Genomic DNA, 1,182 nt, shown 5'->3' with positions numbered 1-1,182 from the left:
CGCTGTATTGCAATACGGTGGAAAGATTATCTGCTGCACCCAGCTCATAAATGGCGGGCTTTTTAATGGCACCTTTAATGGCTACCCGCAATTGATAAGGGGCCACACTAATTACATCGCCATCCTGCAACAGGGCATTTTTAGATAGGTCGCCTTTTAATAAAAAGTCGTAAAAGTCAAAATCAACCACTTGTTTGCCATTGCGCATTAGGCTAATGTGTCGTAAACTTCCAATTTTAGAAGGGCCTCCGGAAACATACAATGCATTGGCAATGGTAGCTAATGAGGGGAGTGAATAAGTACCGGGGCGTTTAATTTCACCTACCATGGTTACTTTAATACTACGAATTTGACCTAAGGTAACTTGTACAAACGTATTGCCTGCGCTAATGCCGGGGTATATTTTCAGCAAAGCTGCTTTAATTTTTTGTCTGGCTTCTTCAATAGTTAATCCCATTACTTTCAAGGGACCCACATTCGGATAACGCACATAACCATCCGGAGTAACCTGTAATTTTTTGGTGGTTTCTGAATAGCCATATACATCCACCACCAATTCATCGCCGGCGCCTAAGATATAATTAGCCGGGGTTGGAATATTTAAATTAGGCTCGAAGGTGAGGTTATCTTGAGAAAATAAGTCGGCACCAAATATTTGTAAGCCTACGGCAGAATCACGATAACCGGGTCCATAGGTGGCGATGCGGTTGCGTTTGCTGTTCGTATTAGCACTACTACTATTACCGCCGGCGCCTGCAGCCCCCAGGTTCAGGGATTGAATGCGTTGTTTTAGTGCAGCAATCTGATCATCTGATAAGCCTTTAGCGCGGGCTTTGGCCACTAAATCGGCTTCACTTAAACCGGCCAGATTGGCTTGTTGCACATATTGAATCAGTTGCTGATCGGATAATTGGTTGATATCAACCGGTAATTGCCCATTAGAAACAAGGGCAATCAGGGCCAAACCCATGATGAAGCAAAAACGAAGCAAATAATTTTTAAATGAATGCACCATGCGGGCAGTATTAAGATTGGTTGTAATGAGCGCAAATATAATGAAAAAATGATTTCCCATAGCCAATGCTACATAAAAAATCGGCGTAGTTGAAAACATACGCCGAGTTACGTTTAAAAATAATTCAGACTTACAAATATTCTCTGGGCGTATGGCTGTGCCTACGC

Annotated in this window: 1 protein-coding gene; it reads right to left on the bottom strand. The window is 42.6% G+C overall.

Annotation, left to right across the window (positions count from 1 at the left end):
• Positions 1-1,182: polysaccharide biosynthesis/export family protein (locus EO766_RS18180; RefSeq protein ID WP_287101799.1), on the bottom strand; the 1,182-nt coding region annotated here is incomplete at both ends.

This window comes from Hydrotalea sp. AMD (assembly GCF_004100315.1).
GTDB lineage: Bacteria > Bacteroidota > Bacteroidia > Chitinophagales > Chitinophagaceae > Hydrotalea > Hydrotalea flava.
This window is presented reverse-complemented; position numbering and strand designations above follow the sequence as displayed.